This window comes from Variovorax sp. AB1(2024), assembly GCF_037482385.2.
In the GTDB taxonomy this organism is placed as follows: domain Bacteria; phylum Pseudomonadota; class Gammaproteobacteria; order Burkholderiales; family Burkholderiaceae_C; genus Variovorax.
In genome coordinates, this window is sequence record NZ_JBBHKP020000001.1 from 4,275,191 (window position 1) to 4,292,493 (window position 17,303).

At 67.1% G+C, this 17,303-nt stretch carries 17 protein-coding genes; 6 read left to right on the top strand and 11 right to left on the bottom strand.

Annotated features, from left to right (window positions below; translation table 11 throughout):
* The first annotated feature begins 4 nt into the window (after positions 1–4).
* Complete coding sequence (locus tag WIX39_RS20035) at positions 5–637, top strand: RnfABCDGE type electron transport complex subunit B (protein WP_106934210.1); 633 nt, start codon at positions 5–7, stop codon at positions 635–637.
* A complete protein-coding gene (locus tag WIX39_RS20040) occupies positions 634–1,272 on the top strand; it encodes a LysE family translocator (RefSeq protein WP_081269000.1) in 639 nt (212 codons plus the stop codon). Before WIX39_RS20035 ends, WIX39_RS20040 begins: the two co-directional genes overlap by 4 nt.
* On the opposite strand, the gene WIX39_RS20045 is transcribed toward WIX39_RS20040, so the two are convergent.
* Complete coding sequence (locus WIX39_RS20045; protein WP_106934209.1) at positions 1,238–2,164, bottom strand: EamA family transporter; 927 nt, start codon at positions 2,162–2,164, stop codon at positions 1,238–1,240. The genes WIX39_RS20040 and WIX39_RS20045 overlap by 35 nt on opposite strands.
* 118 nt (positions 2,165–2,282) lie before the next feature.
* On the opposite strand from WIX39_RS20045, the gene WIX39_RS20050 reads away from it, so the two are divergent.
* On the top strand, positions 2,283–2,780 hold the full coding sequence (locus WIX39_RS20050; RefSeq protein WP_106934208.1) for an Lrp/AsnC family transcriptional regulator: 498 nt from the start codon (positions 2,283–2,285) through the stop codon (positions 2,778–2,780).
* On the opposite strand, the gene WIX39_RS20055 is transcribed toward WIX39_RS20050, so the two are convergent.
* Genes WIX39_RS20055 through scpA form a run of 7 tightly spaced genes read right to left on the bottom strand, consistent with a single transcriptional unit; the run spans position 2,770 to position 11,635 of the window.
* Positions 2,770–3,261 (bottom strand): VOC family protein, encoded by a 492-nt coding sequence (locus WIX39_RS20055; RefSeq protein ID WP_106934207.1) that lies wholly within the window; start codon positions 3,259–3,261, stop codon positions 2,770–2,772. The two genes, WIX39_RS20050 and WIX39_RS20055, sit on opposite strands and share 11 nt — an antisense overlap.
* Positions 3,258–4,295, bottom strand: a complete 1,038-nt coding sequence (bioB, locus tag WIX39_RS20060) for a biotin synthase BioB (RefSeq protein ID WP_106934206.1) — start codon at positions 4,293–4,295, stop codon at positions 3,258–3,260. The genes WIX39_RS20055 and bioB overlap by 4 nt, the downstream gene beginning before the upstream one ends.
* Positions 4,295–6,343, bottom strand: a complete 2,049-nt coding sequence (accC, locus tag WIX39_RS20065) for an acetyl-CoA carboxylase biotin carboxylase subunit (RefSeq protein WP_409195683.1) — start codon at positions 6,341–6,343, stop codon at positions 4,295–4,297. Before accC ends, bioB begins: the two co-directional genes overlap by 1 nt.
* 20 nt (positions 6,344–6,363) lie before the next feature.
* The gene (locus WIX39_RS20070) at positions 6,364–7,908 is read right to left on the bottom strand and encodes an acyl-CoA carboxylase subunit beta (protein WP_081269005.1); all 1,545 of its coding nucleotides are present in this window, start codon (positions 7,906–7,908) and stop codon (positions 6,364–6,366) included.
* 37 nt (positions 7,909–7,945) lie between these two features.
* Positions 7,946–8,995 (bottom strand): methylmalonyl Co-A mutase-associated GTPase MeaB, encoded by a 1,050-nt coding sequence (meaB, locus tag WIX39_RS20075; protein WP_409195684.1) that lies wholly within the window; start codon positions 8,993–8,995, stop codon positions 7,946–7,948.
* Complete coding sequence (locus WIX39_RS20080) at positions 8,989–9,462, bottom strand: GNAT family N-acetyltransferase (RefSeq protein WP_106934204.1); 474 nt, start codon at positions 9,460–9,462, stop codon at positions 8,989–8,991. Before WIX39_RS20080 ends, meaB begins: the two co-directional genes overlap by 7 nt.
* Before the next feature lie 10 nt (positions 9,463–9,472).
* The gene (gene scpA, locus WIX39_RS20085) at positions 9,473–11,635 is read right to left on the bottom strand and encodes a methylmalonyl-CoA mutase (protein WP_285411025.1); all 2,163 of its coding nucleotides are present in this window, start codon (positions 11,633–11,635) and stop codon (positions 9,473–9,475) included.
* A gap of 128 nt (positions 11,636–11,763) precedes the next feature.
* Here scpA and WIX39_RS20090 point away from each other — a divergent pair, with 128 nt between their 5' ends.
* Positions 11,764–12,405 (top strand): GntR family transcriptional regulator, encoded by a 642-nt coding sequence (locus WIX39_RS20090; protein WP_409195685.1) that lies wholly within the window; start codon positions 11,764–11,766, stop codon positions 12,403–12,405.
* A gap of 30 nt (positions 12,406–12,435) precedes the next feature.
* Here the strand turns inward: WIX39_RS20090 and WIX39_RS20095 are convergent, their stop codons facing one another.
* The 3 genes from WIX39_RS20095 to WIX39_RS20105 all read right to left on the bottom strand — a co-directional run bounded on the left by WIX39_RS20095 (position 12,436) and on the right by WIX39_RS20105 (position 14,930).
* Complete coding sequence (locus WIX39_RS20095) at positions 12,436–13,224, bottom strand: IclR family transcriptional regulator (protein ID WP_409195686.1); 789 nt, start codon at positions 13,222–13,224, stop codon at positions 12,436–12,438.
* A 160-nt stretch (positions 13,225–13,384) separates the two neighbouring features.
* Positions 13,385–14,386 (bottom strand): tRNA dihydrouridine(20/20a) synthase DusA, encoded by a 1,002-nt coding sequence (gene dusA, locus WIX39_RS20100; protein ID WP_106934201.1) that lies wholly within the window; start codon positions 14,384–14,386, stop codon positions 13,385–13,387.
* Positions 14,387–14,546: 160 nt separating this feature from the next.
* Complete coding sequence (locus WIX39_RS20105) at positions 14,547–14,930, bottom strand: response regulator (protein WP_081269012.1); 384 nt, start codon at positions 14,928–14,930, stop codon at positions 14,547–14,549.
* A gap of 178 nt (positions 14,931–15,108) precedes the next feature.
* On the opposite strand from WIX39_RS20105, the gene WIX39_RS20110 reads away from it, so the two are divergent.
* The gene (locus WIX39_RS20110; RefSeq protein WP_409195687.1) at positions 15,109–15,501 is read left to right on the top strand and encodes a hypothetical protein; all 393 of its coding nucleotides are present in this window, start codon (positions 15,109–15,111) and stop codon (positions 15,499–15,501) included.
* A gap of 29 nt (positions 15,502–15,530) precedes the next feature.
* A complete protein-coding gene (locus WIX39_RS20115; RefSeq protein WP_409195688.1) occupies positions 15,531–17,273 on the top strand; it encodes a hypothetical protein in 1,743 nt (580 codons plus the stop codon).
* The last annotated feature ends 30 nt before the right edge of the window (positions 17,274–17,303 follow it).

Below are 17,303 nucleotides of genomic sequence, written 5' to 3' on the forward strand. Positions count from 1 at the left end.
CACAGTGAACGGGCTCGCCGCACGCATCAACGACGCACTGCCCCAAACGCAGTGCACACGTTGCGGCTACCCGGATTGCGCAAGCTATGCCCAGGCCGTGGCCGACGGCGAAGCCGGCATCAACCAGTGCCCGCCCGGCGGTGCCGAAGGCATCGACCGGCTCGCACGACTCACCGGCCGAGCGCCGCTGCCGCTCGACCCCGAATGCGGGGTTGAAGGCCCGCGCGCCATGGCCGTCATCGACGAGGCCTGGTGCATCGGCTGCACGCTCTGCCTCGATGCCTGCCCCACCGACGCGATCGTCGGCGTCAACAAGCGCATGCACACGGTGATCGAGGCCCACTGCACGGGCTGCGAGCTGTGCATTCCGGTCTGCCCCGTCGACTGCATCTCGCTCGAGGTCGAAACACCCGGCCGCACCGGCTGGCAAGCATGGTCTGCCGAGCAGGCCGCGAGCGCACGGCGCCGCTACGAAGTGCACGGCAAGCACCGCAACACCGATGCGCGCCTTGCCGAGACGGCGCCCAAGGCCGAAACTCCGCAAGACGCTGGTGCACGCAAGCGCGCCATCGTCGAAGCCGCACTGGCGCGTGCCCGCGCCGCCTCGCAACAACGCCCACCAGCCGCCAAACCATGACGCTCGACACCCTGCTCATCTACATCGTCGCTTCGCTCGCGCTGGCCCTCATCCCGGGGCCGACGATGCTGCTGGCGCTGTCCAACGGCATCGAGGGCGGCATGCGCCGCGCGAGCTGGGGCATTGCGGGTGCGTCGCTGGGCAGCATCACGCTGATCGCGGTCGTCGCCCTGGGACTGGGCTCGCTGCTGGCGACTTCGGAATGGCTCTTCAATGCGATCCGTGTCGCAGGCGTGGCCTACCTCGTGTGGCTGGGCGTCAAGCTGTGGCGCAGCGAAACCACCGACCTGCGCACCGCGCTGGCCAAGTCGCCGCTCGAAGTCCGTCCGCAGGGCCGTGTCGCGCTGCTGCGCAGCCTCATGGTGGCGCTGTCGAATCCGAAGACAGTGCTGTTCTTTGCAGCCTTCCTGCCGCAGTTCGTCGACATCGCGAAGCCGCAGGGCCCGCAGTACCTGCTGCTGGGCGCCGTTTTCGTCGCTCTCGACACCTGCGTGATGCTGGCCTATGCCGGCGCCGGCACGCAGGCCGTACGCTTTCTCTCGCAGCGCGGCCTCAAGGCAATGAACCGCGGTTGTGCGGCCGGCATGTGGCTGTTGGCCGCTACCCTTGCCGTGTGGCGCCGCCCCGGCGCTTGAAGAGCAGCAACAGCACGCCCGCCAGCACTACGCCCACCGCGTACCACTCGAAGCGCGTCACAGTCTCGCCGCCGATCCACACGCCCAGCAGCATCGCGATCACCGGGTTCACGAAGGTATAGCTGGACGCCAGCGCGGCCGGGGCCTTCGCGAGCAGCACCATGTAGGCGTTGAAGGCGATCAGCGAGCCGAACACCACGAGGTAGATCCACGCCGCCACCGCCTCGGCCTGCAACGGCCAGACCACCGTTTCACCCGACACAGCGGCCAGGCCCATCAGCACCACGCCGCCGCACAGCATCTCGCTTGCGAAGCCCATCGCACCGGGCGCCAGCGGCAGGCCGCGCTGGCTCAGCACACTGCCGAGCGACCAGCAGCAGCATGCGATGCAGATCGCCAGCAAGCCTTCGGGCGAAGACCGGAAGCCGCTGCCCTGCGTCAGCATCAGCACGCCGACGAGCCCGAGCGCAATGCCCGCGGCCTCCAGCCGCGACGGCCTCACGCCCCAGATCAGGTTGAGCAGCGCGATGAGCAGCGGAATCACCGCGATGAACGCGACGACCAGCCCAGAGCCGATCGACACCTCGGCGCTGGCCGTACCGCCCATGCCGCCGCCCAGCATCAGCGCCCCCACGACAAACGCATTGCGCAATTGCACCGGCGACGGCCATGGCGCCCCGCGCCAGCGCATCCACACGATGAGCAGCACGCCCGCGCACAGGAAGCGCGAGCCCATCTGCAGGAACGGCGGAAAGCTCACGAGCGCGTACTTGATCGCGAGGTAGGTCGAGCCCCAGACCACCCAGGTGGCGGCGAGGCACAGCCACAGCAGCGGCGGCAAGCCAGGGCGCCCTGCAGACGCGGGCTTGGCTGGAGAAGCGAGGGTGGACATGGCCGAGGGAAGTCTCTTGTTGGTGTGCGATGGCAGCCATGGTATGAAAGCCAACCTCCGGCATCCATGCGACATTCATGGTTCTGCCCTCTTCCAACCGTTGATTTGAAGGAGTTGCATGAACTTCGCCTTGAACCCCTCACTGGATGCGCACGACACCCGCATCCTGGCCGAACTGCAGAACGATGCGCGGCTGACCATGGCCGAACTCGGCCGCCGCGTGCACCTGAGCCAGCCCGCGGTGACCGAGCGCGTGAAGAAGCTGGAGGCCGCGGGCGTCATCAGCGGCTACCGTGCCACCGTGAACCTGGGCAAGCTGGGCTACGGCATCCGCGCCATCATCCGCGTGGGCCGCGCCGACTACGCACGCGTGGTCGAGCTGGTGCAGCAGACGCCCGAATGCGTCAATGCCTACAACGTGACCGGGGAAGACAGCTGGATCCTGGAGATCGCGGTGATCGACGTGAGCCACCTCGATGCGGTGGTCACCAAGTTCTGCATCCTCACCGAGACCGCCACCTCGATCATCCTGAACCCGGCGCGAGAGCACCAGGCGATGCTGCCGCCCAGGAGCTCGGACGTGAAGCCGCCGATCAAGAAAGTGCTCAACGCGTAGCTGCGAGCGCGCTGAAAGCCGCCACCACTTCAGGCGGCGCCTGCACCATCTCGATCAGCACGCCTTCGCCCGCGATCGGGAACTCGTCGTTCGCCTTCGGGTGAAGAAAGCAGATGTCGAAGCCGGCCGCGCCCTTGCGGATGCCGCCGGGCGCAAAGCGCACGCCCTGCGCCGTCAGCCACTCGACGGCCTTGGGCAGGTCGTCGATCCACAGGCCCACATGGTTCAGCGGCGTGGTGTGCACGGCAGGCTTCTTCTCCGGATCGAGCGGCTGCATCAGGTCGACCTCGACCTTGAACGGGCCCACGCCCATCGCGCAGATGTCTTCATCCACGTTCTCGCGTTCGCTCTTGAACGTGCCCGTGACTTCGAGCCCCAGCATGTCGACCCACAGCTTCTGCAGCCGCAGCTTGTCGGGGCCGCCGATGGCGATCTGCTGGATGCCCAGCACCTTGAAGGGGCGGGTGGTGGCGGCGGTCATGCGGCGCAGCTTTCGGAAGCCTGTTCCTGGACCTGCCGCGCGTTGAGCCCGAGCTTGCGCAGCAGCACCGTGTCGGCTTCCACGTCGGGGTTGCCGGTGACCAGCAGCTTGTCGCCATAGAAGATCGAGTTCGCGCCCGCCATGAAGCACAGCGCCTGCACCGCGTCGCCCATCTGCTGGCGCCCGGCCGACAGACGCACGCGCGCGGTGGGCATGGTGATGCGCGCGACCGCGATCATGCGCACGAAGTCGAATGGGTCGACCGGGTCCGAGTCCGCCAGCGGCGTGCCAGGCACGCGCACCAAGCTGTTGATCGGCACCGATTCCGGGTACGGGTTCAGGTTGGCCAGCTGAGCGATCAGCCCCGCGCGGTGCACCGGCTGCTCGCCCATGCCCACGATGCCGCCGCAGCACACGCTGATGCCCGCGCTGCGCACGTTGGCCAGCGTGTCGAGCCGGTCCTGGTAGGTTCGCGTGTCGACCACGTCGGTGTAGTACTCGGGCGCGGTGTCGAGGTTGTGGTTGTAGTAGTCGAGGCCGGCGGCCTTGAGCTGGTGCGCATGGTGCGGCTCCAGCATGCCGAGCGTGGCGCAGGTCTGCATGCCCAGGCCCTTCACCGCCTCTACCAGCACGGCCACCTTCTCCACGTCGCGGTCCTTGGGCGCTCGCCATGCGGCGCCCATGCAGAAGCGCGTGGCGCCGGCGTCCTTGGCGGCCTGCGCGGCGCGCACCACCTCGTCGACCTCCATGAGCTTTTGCGCCTTCACGCCGGTATCGAACTCGGCCGACTGCGGGCAGTAGCCGCAGTTCTCCGGACAGCCACCGGTCTTGACCGACAGCAGCGTGGCCAGCTCGATGTCGCCTTCGGGGAAATGCTTGCGGTGCACGGTCTGCGCCTCGAACAGCAGGTCCATCAGCGGCTTGTCGAGCAGCGCCTGGATCGCCTCGACGGACCACCGGCCCTCGGCCCTGGGGGCAGCGGCCTTCGCGGGCCGGTGCAGCGTGATCGCCTGTTGCAAGTCGTTGGCACCCATCAGTTGAACTCCAGAATGATCTGATCGACGGCGAGCGATTCGCCCTTGGCCGCCGAAATCTTGCCGACCACGCCGTCCTGCGAAGCGAACAGCACGTTTTCCATCTTCATCGCCTCGATGACGGCAAGCTTCTCGCCGGCACGCACCTGCTGCCCCGGCTGAACCGACACCTCGACCAGCAGGCCCGGCATCGGCGACATCAGGAACTTGCTCAGGTCAGGCGGCGCCTTGTAGGGCATCAGTTCCAGCAGCCGCGCGCCCAGCGGCGACAGCACCATCGCCTCGATCTGCGTGCCGTCGTGCGACACCCGCAGCGCCAGCGGGCTCTTGCCCGCGCCGCGCTCCACCTGCGCGGTGAAGGGCTTGTCGTTGACGATGCCCTGCACGCGGACCGCGCCCAGCGCAAAGCTGCTGTCGATCTTGTAGCTCTTGCCGCCCACGGCCACCGAGCTGGCGCCGGTCTTGCCGTGGAAGTCGGTAACGGAAACCGGGTGATGCACGTGCTTGCCTTCCGGCCCCAGCTCCACCACCACGAACTGCTCGCCCACCTTCACGCCATGGCCTTCGAGCTGCCCGCTGATGCCCGATGCGCGCGCGCGATAGCGGCGATGCACATAAGCCGCGAGCGCGATCAGGAACGACGGGTCGGCATGCGGCACGTCTTCGGCATGGAAGCCCTTGCCGTAGTGCTCGGCGATGAAGCCGGTGTTGAAGTCGCCCGCCACGAACTTCGGATGCGCCAGCAGCGCCGCCTGGAACGGGATGTTGCTGCTGATGCCTCGGATCACGAAGCCGTTGAGCGCCTCGCGCATGCGGGCAATCGCATGCTGGCGATCCTTGCCGTGCACGATGAGCTTGGCGATCATCGAGTCGTAGTACATCGGGATCTCGCCGCCGTCGTACACACCCGTGTCCACGCGCACGCCTTGCAGGTGCTCGGTGTCGCTCGCGAACATGGTCTCGGTCGGCGGCTGGAACTTCACCAGCCGGCCGGTCGACGGCAGGAAATTGCGGAACGGGTCTTCGGCATTGATGCGGCACTCGATCGCCCACCCGTTGCGCTTCACCTCGGCCTGCGTCAGCGGCAGCTTCTCGCCGGCCGCCACGCGGATCATCAGCTCGACCAGGTCGAGGCCGGTGATGCATTCCGTCACCGGGTGCTCCACCTGCAGGCGCGTGTTCATCTCCAGGAAGTAGAAGCTCTGGTCCTTGCCGACCACGAACTCCACCGTGCCAGCGCTCTGGTACTTCACGGCCTTGGCCAGCTGCACGGCCTGCTCGCCCATGGCCTTGCGCGTTTCGTCGCTGATGAAGGGGGAAGGAGCTTCCTCGATCACCTTCTGGTGGCGCCGCTGGATGGAGCACTCGCGCTCGTTCAGGTAGATGACGTTGCCGTGCGAGTCGCCCAGCACCTGGATCTCGATGTGGCGCGGCTCCTCGACGAACTTCTCGATGAACACGCGGTCGTCGCCGAAGCTGTTGCGTGCCTCGTTGCGGCACGAGGTGAAGCCTTCGAAGGCCTCCTTGTCGTTGAAGGCCACGCGCAGGCCCTTGCCGCCGCCGCCGGCCGAAGCCTTGATCATCACGGGGTAGCCGATGTCCTTCGCTATCTCGACCGCGCGCTCGGCCGTCTCGATGGCGTCGTTCCAGCCCGGAATGGTGTTGACCTTGGCTTCGTTCGCGAGCTTCTTCGAGGCGATCTTGTCGCCCATGGCTGCGATCGAATAGTGCTTCGGTCCGATGAAGGCAATGCCCTCTTCCTCGACCTTGCGCGCGAAGACTTCGTTCTCCGACAGGAAACCGTAGCCCGGATGCACGGCCTCGGCGCCCGTCTGCTTGCAGGCCGCGATGATGCGGTCCGCCTGCAGATAGCTCTCGCGGCTGGGCGCCGCGCCGATGTGCACGGCCTCGTCGGCCAGCTCGACGTGGCGGGCTTCCTTGTCGGCGTCGGAGTAGACGGCGACGGTGAGGATGCCCATCTTCTTGGCCGTCTGGATGACGCGGCAGGCGATCTCACCGCGATTGGCGATCAGGATTTTCTTGAACATGTTCTTCTTCTCCGTGCCACTCACAGTGGAATGTTCCCGTGCTTGCGCCACGGATTCTCGAGCTTCTTCTCGCGCAGCATCACCAGCGAGCGGCAGATGCGCTTGCGCGTCTCGTGCGGCAGGATCACGTCGTCGATGTAGCCGCGTGCGCTGGCCACATACGGGTTCGCAAAGCGGGCCTTGTATTCGGCCTCGCGGGCAGCGAGCTTCTCGGGGTCGTTTTTGTCCTCGCGGAAGATGATTTCCACCGCGCCCTTGGCGCCCATCACCGCGATCTCGGCGCGCGGCCAAGCCAGGTTGACGTCGCCGCGCAGGTGCTTGGAGGCCATCACGTCGTAGGCGCCACCGTAGGCCTTGCGCGTGATGACGGTGATCTTCGGCACCGTGCACTCGGCATACGCGTAGAGCAGCTTGGCGCCGTGCTTGATGATGCCGCCGTACTCCTGCCCCGTGCCGGGCATGAAGCCTGGCACGTCGACGAAGGTGACGACCGGAATGTTGAAGGCGTCGCAGAAGCGCACGAAGCGTGCGGCCTTGATGCTGCTCTTGATGTCCAGGCAGCCCGCCAGCACCAGCGGCTGGTTGGCGACGATGCCGATGGTCTGGCCTTCCATGCGAGCGAAGCCGATCACGATGTTCTTCGCGTAGTCGGGCTGCAGCTCGAAGAAGTCGCCGTCGTCCACCACCTTCAGGATCAGTTCCTTGATGTCGTAGGGCTTGTTCGGGTTGTCGGGCACCAGCGTGTCGAGCGAATAGTCGGGCCGGTCGGCCGGGTCGCCCAGGCCGTTGTTGCCCAGGCGCACCGGCGGCTTCTCGCGGTTGTTGAGCGGCAGGTAGTTGTACAGGCGGCGCAGCATCATCAGCGCCTCGACGTCGTTCTCGAACGCCATGTCGGCCACGCCGCTGCGCGTGGTGTGGGTGATGGCGCCGCCGAGTTCCTCTGCAGTCACGCTCTCGTGCGTCACGGTCTTCACCACCTCGGGGCCGGTGACGAACATGTAGCTGCTGTCCTTCACCATGAAGATGAAGTCGGTCATGGCCGGCGAGTAAACGGCGCCGCCCGCGCAGGGGCCCATGATCATGCTGATCTGCGGCACCACGCCGGAGGCCATCACGTTGCGCTGGAACACGTCGGCATAGCCGCCGAGCGAGGCCACGCCTTCCTGGATGCGCGCGCCGCCCGAATCGTTCAGGCCGATGACGGGTGCGCCGACCTTCATGGCCTGGTCCATCACCTTGCAGATCTTCTCGGCATGCGCCTCGCTGAGCGCGCCGCCGAAGACGGTGAAGTCCTGGCTGAACACGAACACCAGGCGGCCGTTGATCATTCCGTAGCCGGTGACCACGCCGTCGCCGGGGATCTTCTGCTCGGCCATGCCGAAGTCGACCGAGCGGTGCTCGACGAACATGTCCCACTCTTCGAAGGTGTTGTCGTCGAGCAGCAGCTCGATGCGCTCGCGCGCCGTGAGCTTGCCCTTGGCGTGCTGCGCGTCGATGCGCTTCTGCCCGCCGCCGAGACGCGCCTGGGCGCGACGCTTTTCGAGTTGTTCGATCAGTTCTTGCATGGTGTGCTTCCGAAGCTGTGGTCCTGAATTTCGTGTCTCATGGTCTGGCCGTGATGGCGGCCGCGGCGAGCAGGCTGCGCGCCGCGGCCGATGCCGGCAGCGTGCCCTGTGCCACCTGCTGCGTGAGCTGCGGCAGCAGCTCGCGCACCTGGGGGTGATGCCTGAAGGCCTGCTTGAGGCCTGCGTCGATGCGCTCCCACATCCACGCGGTGGCCTGCTTCTCGCGGCGCTTGCCGAGCTTGCCGTTGGCGGTCTGCAGTTGCCTGAATTGCGTGACGGCTTCCCAGAATGCGTCGACGCCGGTGTCGGCGAGCGCGCTGAGCTGCAGCACCTTGGGCAGCCAGAAGCGCACTTCAGCGCCGCTGTGCGCGTCGTGCACCGCGTGTGCGTGGTCGGGGTTGCCCTGGTGGCCGAACAGCCGCAGCGCCGAAGTGATCTGGGCCTGCGCGCGCGTGGCGGCGTCCTTGTCGATGTCGGCCTTGTTGATGACCACGAGGTCGGCCAGCTCCATCACGCCCTTCTTGATGGCCTGCAGGTCGTCGCCGGCGTTTGGAAGCTGCATCAGCACGAACATGTCGGTCATGCCGGCCACGGCCGTTTCGCTCTGGCCCACGCCGACGGTCTCCACGATCACGATGTCGTAGCCGGCGGCTTCGCACACCAGCATGGCCTCGCGCGTCTTCTCGGCCACGCCGCCGAGCGTGCCGCTCGAGGGGCTGGGGCGGATGTAGGCGCGCTCGTGCACCGAAAGGCGCTCCATGCGCGTCTTGTCGCCCAGGATGGAGCCGCCCGACACGGTGGACGACGGATCGATGGTGAGCACCGCCACGCGGTGACCCTTGCCGATCAGCAGCAGCCCCAGTGTTTCGATGAAGGTCGACTTGCCGACGCCGGGCACGCCCGAGATGCCGAGGCGAAACGAGTTGCCCGTGCGCGGCAGCAGCGCGGTCAGCAGTTCGTCGGCCTGCGCGCGGTGGTCGGCGCGCGTCGATTCGAGCAGCGTGATGGCTTTGGCGATGGCGCGCCGCTGCGCCATGCCATCGGTTTCGGCGACGGCGCGTTCGAGCGCCTGTGCCGTATTCAGCACACCGCCTCCGACGCCACGCGCCAGCGGTAGTGCAGGTCGACGCCCTCCTCGCCTTCGAGCACGAAGCCGTGCCGCAGGTAGAAGCGGTTGGCGTCGCTCTTCATGAGCGCGGTGAGCTTGATGTCCAGCCGCTGCGCGCGCGCCTGCGACTTGGCCCATTCCAGCACCCATTCCCCGATGCCCAGGCCCTGGAAGCCGGAGCGCAAGTAGAGGTGGTCGAGGCGCAGCGCATCGCTGTCCTCCGGCTTGAGCGTGACGAAGCCGATGCGTTGGTCGCCATCGAGCACGATGTGGTGCATGTACGGCACGACGAAGCCCGCGCTCAGGCGCTCGCGCGAGCGTGCGGCGTCGAAACGGCCCACGCGCTCCAGGCTCGGGCGCATCGCGTCGATGCGCAGGGCCAGCATGGCTTCGAAATCGCTGGAATCCACCGGCTGCAGCGACAGCCGCGACAAGAGATCGCCCACGTCGCGCGCCTCAGGCCGTGACCGCCGCGCGAATCTGCTCCAGCACGTCCTTGGCGCTGGCCGGAATGGGCGTGCCCGGCCCGTAGATGCCCTTGACGCCGGCCTCGTAGAGAAAGTCGTAGTCCTGCCGCGGAATCACGCCGCCGACGAACACGATGATGTCGTCCGCGCCCTGCTTCTTGAGCTCGTCGATGATGGCCGGCACGAGCGTCTTGTGGCCGGCCGCGAGCGTGCTCACGCCCACGGCGTGCACGTCGTTCTCGATGGCCTGGCGCGCGCATTCTTCGGGCGTCTGGAACAGCGGCCCCATGTCCACGTCGAAGCCCAGGTCGGCGAAGGCGGTAGCGACCACCTTCGCGCCGCGGTCGTGGCCGTCCTGGCCGAGCTTGGAGATCATCACGCGCGGACGGCGGCCCTGTTCCTCGGCGAAGGCGTTGATTTCGGTCTTGAGGGCTTCCCAGCCTTCGGCGGAGTCATAGGCAGCTGCGTACACACCGGTCACCTTCTGCGTGTCGGCCCGATGGCGGCCGAATGATTTTTCGAGCGCGTCCGAAATCTCGCCCACCGTGGCGCGCAGGCGCACGGCGTCGATGCTCAGTGCCAGCAGGTTGCCGGTGTTGTTCTCGGCGGCTTCGGTGAGCGCGTCGAGCGCGGCCTGCACGCGGGCGGTGTCGCGCGAGGCGCGGATCTTCTGCAGCCGCGCCACCTGCTGCTCGCGCACCTTCACGTTGTCGATCGAGAGGCTGTCGATCGCGTCTTCGCTCTTGAGCTTGTACTTGTTGACGCCGACGATCACGTCCTTGCCGGAGTCGATACGCGCCTGCTTCTCGGCGGCGGCGGCCTCGATCTTGAGCTTGGCCCAGCCGCTGTCCACGGCCTTGGTCATGCCGCCCATGGCCTCGACCTCCTCGATGATCGCCCAGGCCGCATCGGCCATGTCCTGCGTGAGCTTCTCCATCATGTAGCTGCCGGCCCAGGGGTCGATCACGTTGGTGATGTGCGTCTCTTCCTGGATGATGAGCTGCGTGTTGCGCGCGATGCGGGCACTGAACTCGGTGGGCAGTGCGATGGCCTCGTCGAGCGCGTTGGTGTGCAGGCTCTGCGTGCCGCCGAACACCGCGGCCATGGCCTCGATGGTGGTGCGCACCACGTTGTTGTACGGGTCCTGCTCGGTGAGGCTCCAGCCCGAGGTCTGGCAATGCGTGCGCAGCATCAGGCTCTTGGGGTTCTTGGGGTTGAACTCCTTCATGATGCGGCACCACAGCAGGCGCGCCGCGCGCATCTTGGCCACTTCGAGATAGAAGTTCATGCCGATGGCCCAGAAGAAGCTCAGGCGCCCGGCGAAGCCGTCGACGTCCAGGCCCTTGGCCAGCGCGGTCTTCACGTATTCCTTGCCGTCGGCCAGCGTGAAGGCGAGCTCCAGCGCCTGGTTGGCGCCGGCTTCCTGCATGTGGTAGCCGCTGATCGAGATCGAGTTGAACTTGGGCATCTTCTGCGCCGTGTACTCGATGATGTCGCCGATGATCCGCATGCTCGGCGCCGGCGGAAAGATATACGTGTTGCGGACCATGAACTCCTTGAGGATGTCGTTCTGGATGGTTCCGCTGAGCTGATCCTGCGCCACGCCCTGCTCTTCGGCCGCGACCACGTAGCCCGCCAGCACCGGCAGCACGGCGCCGTTCATCGTCATGGACACGCTCACCTTGTCGAGCGGGATCTGGTCGAACAGGATCTTCATGTCCTCGACCGAATCGATCGCCACCCCGGCCTTGCCGACATCGCCGGTCACGCGCGGATGGTCGCTGTCGTAGCCGCGGTGGGTGGCCAGGTCGAAGGCCACGCTCACGCCCTGCCCGCCGGCGGCCAGCGCCTTGCGGTAGAAGGCGTTCGACTCCTCGGCGGTGGAGAAGCCCGCGTACTGGCGGATGGTCCACGGCCGCACCGCGTACATGGTGGCCTGGGGGCCGCGCAGGTAGGGTTCGAAGCCGGGCAGCGTGTCGGTGTACTTGAGACCCTGCAGGTCGGCCGCGGTGTAGAGCGGCTTCACGCTGATGCCGTCGGGCGTGATCCAGTTCAGCGCGCTCACGTCGCCACCGGGAGCCGACTTGGCTGCGGCCTTGGCCCAGGCTTCGAGATCGGCGGGCTTGAAAGAGGGTTCGGGTGTGCTGCTCATGAGGGGCCGCTTCGCAGTGTCTTGCAGAGGTATTTGCAAATTTGCTTGCACGGATTTGCAAGTCGTTCGCGAGTCTACCCCATCCATAATTATTAATTCAAACCCGATTTTGAAGTACAGTGCGGCCCATGTCCGCCGTCACCCTTACTCCCCGCGCCCTCTATGAAGAGGTGGCCGAGCTGCTGCGCCAGCGGATCTTCCGCCGCGAACTGGAGCCCGGCAGCTGGATCGACGAGCTGAAGCTGGCCGAGGAGTACGGCATCAGCCGCACCCCCCTGCGCGAGGCGCTGAAGGTGCTGGCCGCCGAGGGCCTGGTGACGATGAAGGTGCGGCGCGGCGCCTACGTGACCGAGGTGTCCGAACAGGACCTGGCCGACGTGTACCACCTGCTCTCGCTGCTGGAGAGCGATGCCGCCGGCGTGGTGGCCGAGCGCGCCACCGACGCGCAGCGCGCCGAGTTGAAGGCGCTGCACGCCGAGCTGGAAGCCGCCGCCACCCCCGAGGACCGCGAGCCCTTCTTTGCCGTGAACGAGCGCTTCCACATGCGGCTGCTCGCCATCGCGGACAACAAGTGGCGCGACCAGATGGTGGCCGACCTGCGCAAGGTGATGAAGCTCAACCGCCGCAACTCGCTGCTGAAGGCGGGGCGGATCGCGGAATCATTGGCGGAGCACCGCGCGGTGATGGCCGCCATCGAGGCTCGCGATGCCGAGGCGGCCATGGCCCGCATGCGCGAGCACTTCAGGAACGGCCTCGAAGCCGCGAACTAGGCGCTGGCCTCCCGAAAAGGGAACGGCGCTTCAGTCGTGATGGCCGAGGGTGCCGATTTCCCTGGCGATGGCACGCGCCGTGTCCAGCAACAGTGGCGCGATGCGCGTCACCATGGCTTCCTTGGGCATCAGGTAGGCCGGACCGCCGCAGCTGACCGCGTACCGCTCGCCGCGCGGCCCCTGCAGCGCGAAACCGAGGGCGTGGATGTGCGGGTTCCAGTCACCGAAAGAACCGCAGTAGCCCAGGCGCGCATATTCTTCGAGGCCCGCCATGAGATGCGGCTTGATGGTCGGCCAGCTCTCGCCGCTCTCGAGCCGGATCTGCTCCAGCAACTCGGCCTGCTCCGTCGCGGGCAGCGCCGCCAGATACGCCCGGCCGGCTGCCGATGTGGCGATAGTCATTCGGGTGCCGACCTCGATGCGCGAGCTGATCACCGCCGAGCGCGGCCGCAGCGAATCGATCACGAGCATGTCGAGCTCGTCCCGCACACCCATGTGCACGCTGACGCCGGCCGCCTCCGCCAACTCGGCCAGGTGCGGCCGAACCACCGTGCGCAAATCGAAATGCAGCAGGTAGCGGCTGCTCATGTCGAGCAGCGCAGGCCCCAGGCTGAAGCGCTCGTTGTCTTGCGACTGTCGCAAATACCCTGCACTCACCAGCGTGGCGGTGAGCCTCGACACCGTGGCCTTGGGAATTCCCGTGGTATCTGCCAGTTCGCGATTGCCTATGGGTGCCGCCGCCATGCCGATGACCTTGAGGAGAGCCAGGCCGCGAGCGAGCGCGCTCACTTCTTCTTTGCCGCCAATCGCGTCATTCATTGAATCGAAACCTTCTTATTTCCCTGATGCACCTCATTTTTCAGCAAAAAACGGTTGACGTGCCACTTATCATGAAGTAGCAATTTCGAAACAATGTTTCATTTAGCGGCAAACAGGCGTGAAAACACCCGTGCCGAGCGCCGAAGCAGGCGCGCCGGGTTCAGGCCGCCTGGACCGCCGGCTCGTGCGCGAGTGCCATGACCTCGTGCGGCGGCAGCGTCTTGTGCCGATGGTCGCTCCAGACCTGCCGCCAGCGGCGCGCGCCCGGCAGGCCGTTGCGCAAGCCCAGCATATGGCGCGCGATCGACGACCACTGCGTGCCGTGCTCGGCGGCCTCGCGGACCATGTAGTCGCACATCAGCGACTCGACTTCTTCGCGCGTCAGCGCCTGCGGCGCGGCGCCGTAGAACTCGGCGTCCCATTCGGCGAGCCACCAGGGGTTGTGATACGCCTCGCGCCCGATCATCACGCCGTCGAGCAGCCGCAGGTGCTCGTGCACTTGCGCATTGGCCGATATGCCCCCGTTGATCGAGAAATTCAGCGCCGGAAACTCATGCTTCAGCCGGTGCACGAGCTCGTAGCGCAGCGGCGGGATCTCGCGGTTCTGCTTCGGGCTCAGCCCTTGCAGCCACGCATTGCGCGCATGCACGATGAAGGTATGGCAGCCGGCCTCGCTGACCTGCCCGACGAAGTCGCGCACGAACTCATAGCTCTCGATCTTGTCGATGCCGATGCGGTGCTTGACCGTGACGGGCACGCTCACCACGTCGACCATCGCCTTCACGCAATCCGCCACCAGTTGCGGCTCGTTCATCAGGCAGGCGCCGAAAGCGCCGCGCTGCACGCGCTCGCTCGGGCAGCCGCAGTTCAGGTTGATTTCGTCGTAGCCCCACTCCTCGCCCAGCTTGGCGCAGTGCGCAAGGTCGGCGGGCTCGCTGCCGCCGAGCTGCAGCGCCACGGGATGCTCCTCGGCGTTGAAGCGAAGGTGCCGGGGAACATCGCCATGTATCAGCGCGCCGGTCGTCACCATCTCGGTGTAGAGCAGCGCGTGGCGGGACAGCAGGCGGTGGAGGAACCTGCAATGGCGATCGGTCCAGTCCATCATCGGAGCGACCGAAAGAATTTTCTTGTTTGAATTCAACAACTTATCTCTGTATCCCATACGTCACCGCCCATCGGCCCGAAGGGGCCGGCCAGCCGGTGGAGCACCGGCCGCATCGGCTTCGTAGTTTCTCACGCAGCGTGCGGGTTCAAGACCGCCGCAGGATAGGCCGCGCTCGCGTCCGCGTCTTGTACGCAAGTGATCCCGCCCGCCCGGTCCGCTACCTCACCGTGGCCAGCGAGCGCTCCAGCGTCTGGGTCAATTGCTCGACCGTGTAGGGCTTGCGCAGCCACGACGTGCCCTTCATTGCCGTGGCCGGCTCGGCCTGTCCCGTCACGAAGATCACCGGCACGTGGTGGTCATGCAGGAGCCGTTCGGCCAGGTCGTGGCCCGACAGCGCGGGCAGGCCTATGTCCACCATCACCACGTCGAAAGCGCCATCGAAGAAGCGCGCGATCGCGGCCTCGGCGCTCTTCACGCCCGTTGCCCAGTGCCCCAGGGCTTCGAGCAGCTTCAGGGTGGTGGCGAGCGTGTCGGCATCGTCCTCGACCAGGAGCACCCTGAGCTTTTGTTGTTGTGTTGTCGGCGGCGGTTCTGTTGTCATTGAAATGCATTTTTCCAGACAAATCGCCGCAGCGCAGCGCGTGCGCACCTTTGGGCGCAGAGATCTACGCCAGATAGCGGCCTTGTCTGACTCGGCATGTCGGCCATGAAGGCGCGGGCCGGCCTCGTATCATCCAAAGCCCTGCCCCATGGGCGGCAGCTGCCACGCAGGCACGCGCATGAACACACCCACATCTCTCCTCGACGCCGCCGGACTGCGGCGACTCGCCCTTGCATCCACCCCCGACGCATCGCCGTGCGCCTGCCGCCTCCAGCAAGCCGCGGCCTGGGAGAGCATCACCGAAGAGCGCTGGCCAGAAGCCTTGATGCAGCAGGTCGGCACGCTGCGCGATCCGGATCTGTACGAACCGACTTTCGAGGAATGGCACCCCGCCGGAACGCGCTACGACTCGCCGGACGCGCCGATCTCGGTCACGCACTTTCCGTTCAACCGCTGCAACGTGTACCGCTGCACCGCATGCAAGCTGCTGGTGCTGCGCTACACCGAGTTCGGCGGCTACTACATCGACCACCGCGTGCGGCGCGTCGACCCGGCATTGATCGCCGACTGAGCGCGCACCGGCCCTGCAAGATCGCCCGCGTGCAATTCCTCAGACACCGCCTGCCCTTGCTCCTCGCGCTGGTCGTCACCGCGGCGACGAGCTCCGTGGCGAGCGCCGCGAATGCCGCCGAGCCGGTGCTGGTAGTCACCGCGCCCGCCGCCTTGCGGGCGGCCGAACGCTCCGGTGCCGGATTCGCCCGCTGGTTCGATGCGGCAGCACCGGCATCGAGCGACGGCGTCGCCACCAACGAGTCGCTGGCGCGTTCACCCGCGTGGCGCACCATCACCGGCCCGCTGGGCGACAGCCTCGCCGGCATCCAGCGGCGCGACCGGCAGGCCGGCGTCGGCGTTGCGCGCTATGCGCACCGGCTGTTCGACGCCCGCTGGCTCGCGAGCCCCGATGCGTTCTTCGAACTGGTCGGCGTTGCCAACCGCATGGACCGGCGTCCTTTCCAGAACGGCGCCTGCGGTGAGACGCGGCTGGTGTACCGGCTGGCCTACCGCACCGCCGCGATGCAGTCGCGCCTGCCGATGACCGTCAACGTGGAACTGCGCGGCGACGCGCCCGACGCCGACGGCAGCTGTGCGGCCACGGCCAGGCTCTGGCAGCCGCCGCAGGGCGCGACCGGCGACGAAGCGCTGGGCCGCTGGCTGGTGTCGGCCGACGGCCCCCTGGCGCCCAAGCGCCTGGAACACGCGCGCATCTCGCAGATCACGACCAACCTGCAGAGCGTGCGTTGGCCCTCGGCGGTGCGGCCCGACCTGGGCGGTCATGCCGAGTACATGCTGCGCGCCTTCCGCTGGAATGCGGGCACGAAGCGCTACGAGGCAAAGCCGCTCGAAAACACGCCCGATGTCGCAAAGCTCAAGGCCAGCGCGCCGCTGCGCAAGGAATTGCAGCAGTGGCTGCGGCAGCCGGACAACCTGCGCGCGCTCGACGAGGCGACATTGCAGATTCCCGAGAAATTCCTCGCGACCGAAGCGGTGTCGGTCGCACCGCGCGGGCTGGAGCGGCTCGCGAACCGCCCTTTCGAGCAGGTCTTCGCGCCCGGCGAATGGCAGGCGGTGCCCGGCAGCCGCACGCTGCGTTCACCGCAGGCGCTGCTGCGCCGCCTCGACGACCTGAGCTGCATGGGCTGCCACCAGAGCCGCGCGGTCGCGGGCTTTCACCTGCTGGGCGTGGACCGGCGCGGTGCGTCGCGGACCTTCACCACCGGCAACGCGCTCGCGGTGCCGCACTCGCCTCACGTGCAGGACGAACTGGCGCGGCGCACGGCCTATGTGCAGGCTTCGCTGTCGACGCCGCGGCCCGATCCGTTCCGCCCGCTCGCCGAGCCGCTGGAAGCCGACACCGCCGCCGAGCCCGCGACGGTCGGCGCGCGCTGCGAGCCCACGCGCATCACGCCATCGGCCAACCCCTGGCTCGACCGCGCCGAGAAGCTGCCGCGCATCGCCTGCGAAGGCGCGGCCTCGGTGTGCGAGAAAACCTCGGTCGGCTTCCCGGGCGGCATGTGCTCGGGTCCCTGTGACCCGAAGGACCCGAACGGCACCTGCGGCGGCATCGCCATCCTGAGCGACTTCAAAAGCTGCCTGGCCGCGAAGAAGCCGTTCGGCGAATGCCTGGCCAAACACACGCGCCCCGGCAACCTGCGCAGTTGCTCGGCGCAGCAGCCCTGCCGGGACGACTACATCTGCGCGCGGGCCGACGGCCAGCCCGAAGGGCGCGGCGCGTGCATCCCGCCCTACTTCCTGTTCCAGATGCGGGTGGACGGGCACTCCTAGGTTCGGCCGGGACCGGCCTGTAATGGAATG

Excerpts from the sequence above, each read along its gene's own strand:
- WIX39_RS20070 (WP_081269005.1), bottom strand. The coding sequence starts at position 7,908 with ATGCAAGAACTGATCGAACAACTCGAAAAGCGTCGCGCCCAGGCGCGT.
- WIX39_RS20110 (WP_409195687.1), top strand. The coding sequence starts at position 15,109 with ATGAACACACCCACATCTCTCCTCGACGCCGCCGGACTGCGGCGACTC.
- bioB (WP_106934206.1), bottom strand. The coding sequence starts at position 4,295 with ATGGGTGCCAACGACTTGCAACAGGCGATCACGCTGCACCGGCCCGCG.
- WIX39_RS20045 (WP_106934209.1), bottom strand. The coding sequence starts at position 2,164 with ATGTCCACCCTCGCTTCTCCAGCCAAGCCCGCGTCTGCAGGGCGCCCT.
- WIX39_RS20040 (WP_081269000.1), top strand. The coding sequence starts at position 634 with ATGACGCTCGACACCCTGCTCATCTACATCGTCGCTTCGCTCGCGCTG.
- WIX39_RS20050 (WP_106934208.1), top strand. The coding sequence starts at position 2,283 with ATGAACTTCGCCTTGAACCCCTCACTGGATGCGCACGACACCCGCATC.
- WIX39_RS20105 (WP_081269012.1), bottom strand. The coding sequence starts at position 14,930 with ATGACAACAGAACCGCCGCCGACAACACAACAACAAAAGCTCAGGGTG.
- WIX39_RS20055 (WP_106934207.1), bottom strand. The coding sequence starts at position 3,261 with ATGACCGCCGCCACCACCCGCCCCTTCAAGGTGCTGGGCATCCAGCAG.
- scpA (WP_285411025.1), bottom strand. The coding sequence starts at position 11,635 with ATGAGCAGCACACCCGAACCCTCTTTCAAGCCCGCCGATCTCGAAGCC.
- dusA (WP_106934201.1), bottom strand. The coding sequence starts at position 14,386 with ATGGGATACAGAGATAAGTTGTTGAATTCAAACAAGAAAATTCTTTCG.
- WIX39_RS20095 (WP_409195686.1), bottom strand. The coding sequence starts at position 13,224 with ATGAATGACGCGATTGGCGGCAAAGAAGAAGTGAGCGCGCTCGCTCGC.
- WIX39_RS20090 (WP_409195685.1), top strand. The coding sequence starts at position 11,764 with ATGTCCGCCGTCACCCTTACTCCCCGCGCCCTCTATGAAGAGGTGGCC.
- accC (WP_409195683.1), bottom strand. The coding sequence starts at position 6,343 with ATGTTCAAGAAAATCCTGATCGCCAATCGCGGTGAGATCGCCTGCCGC.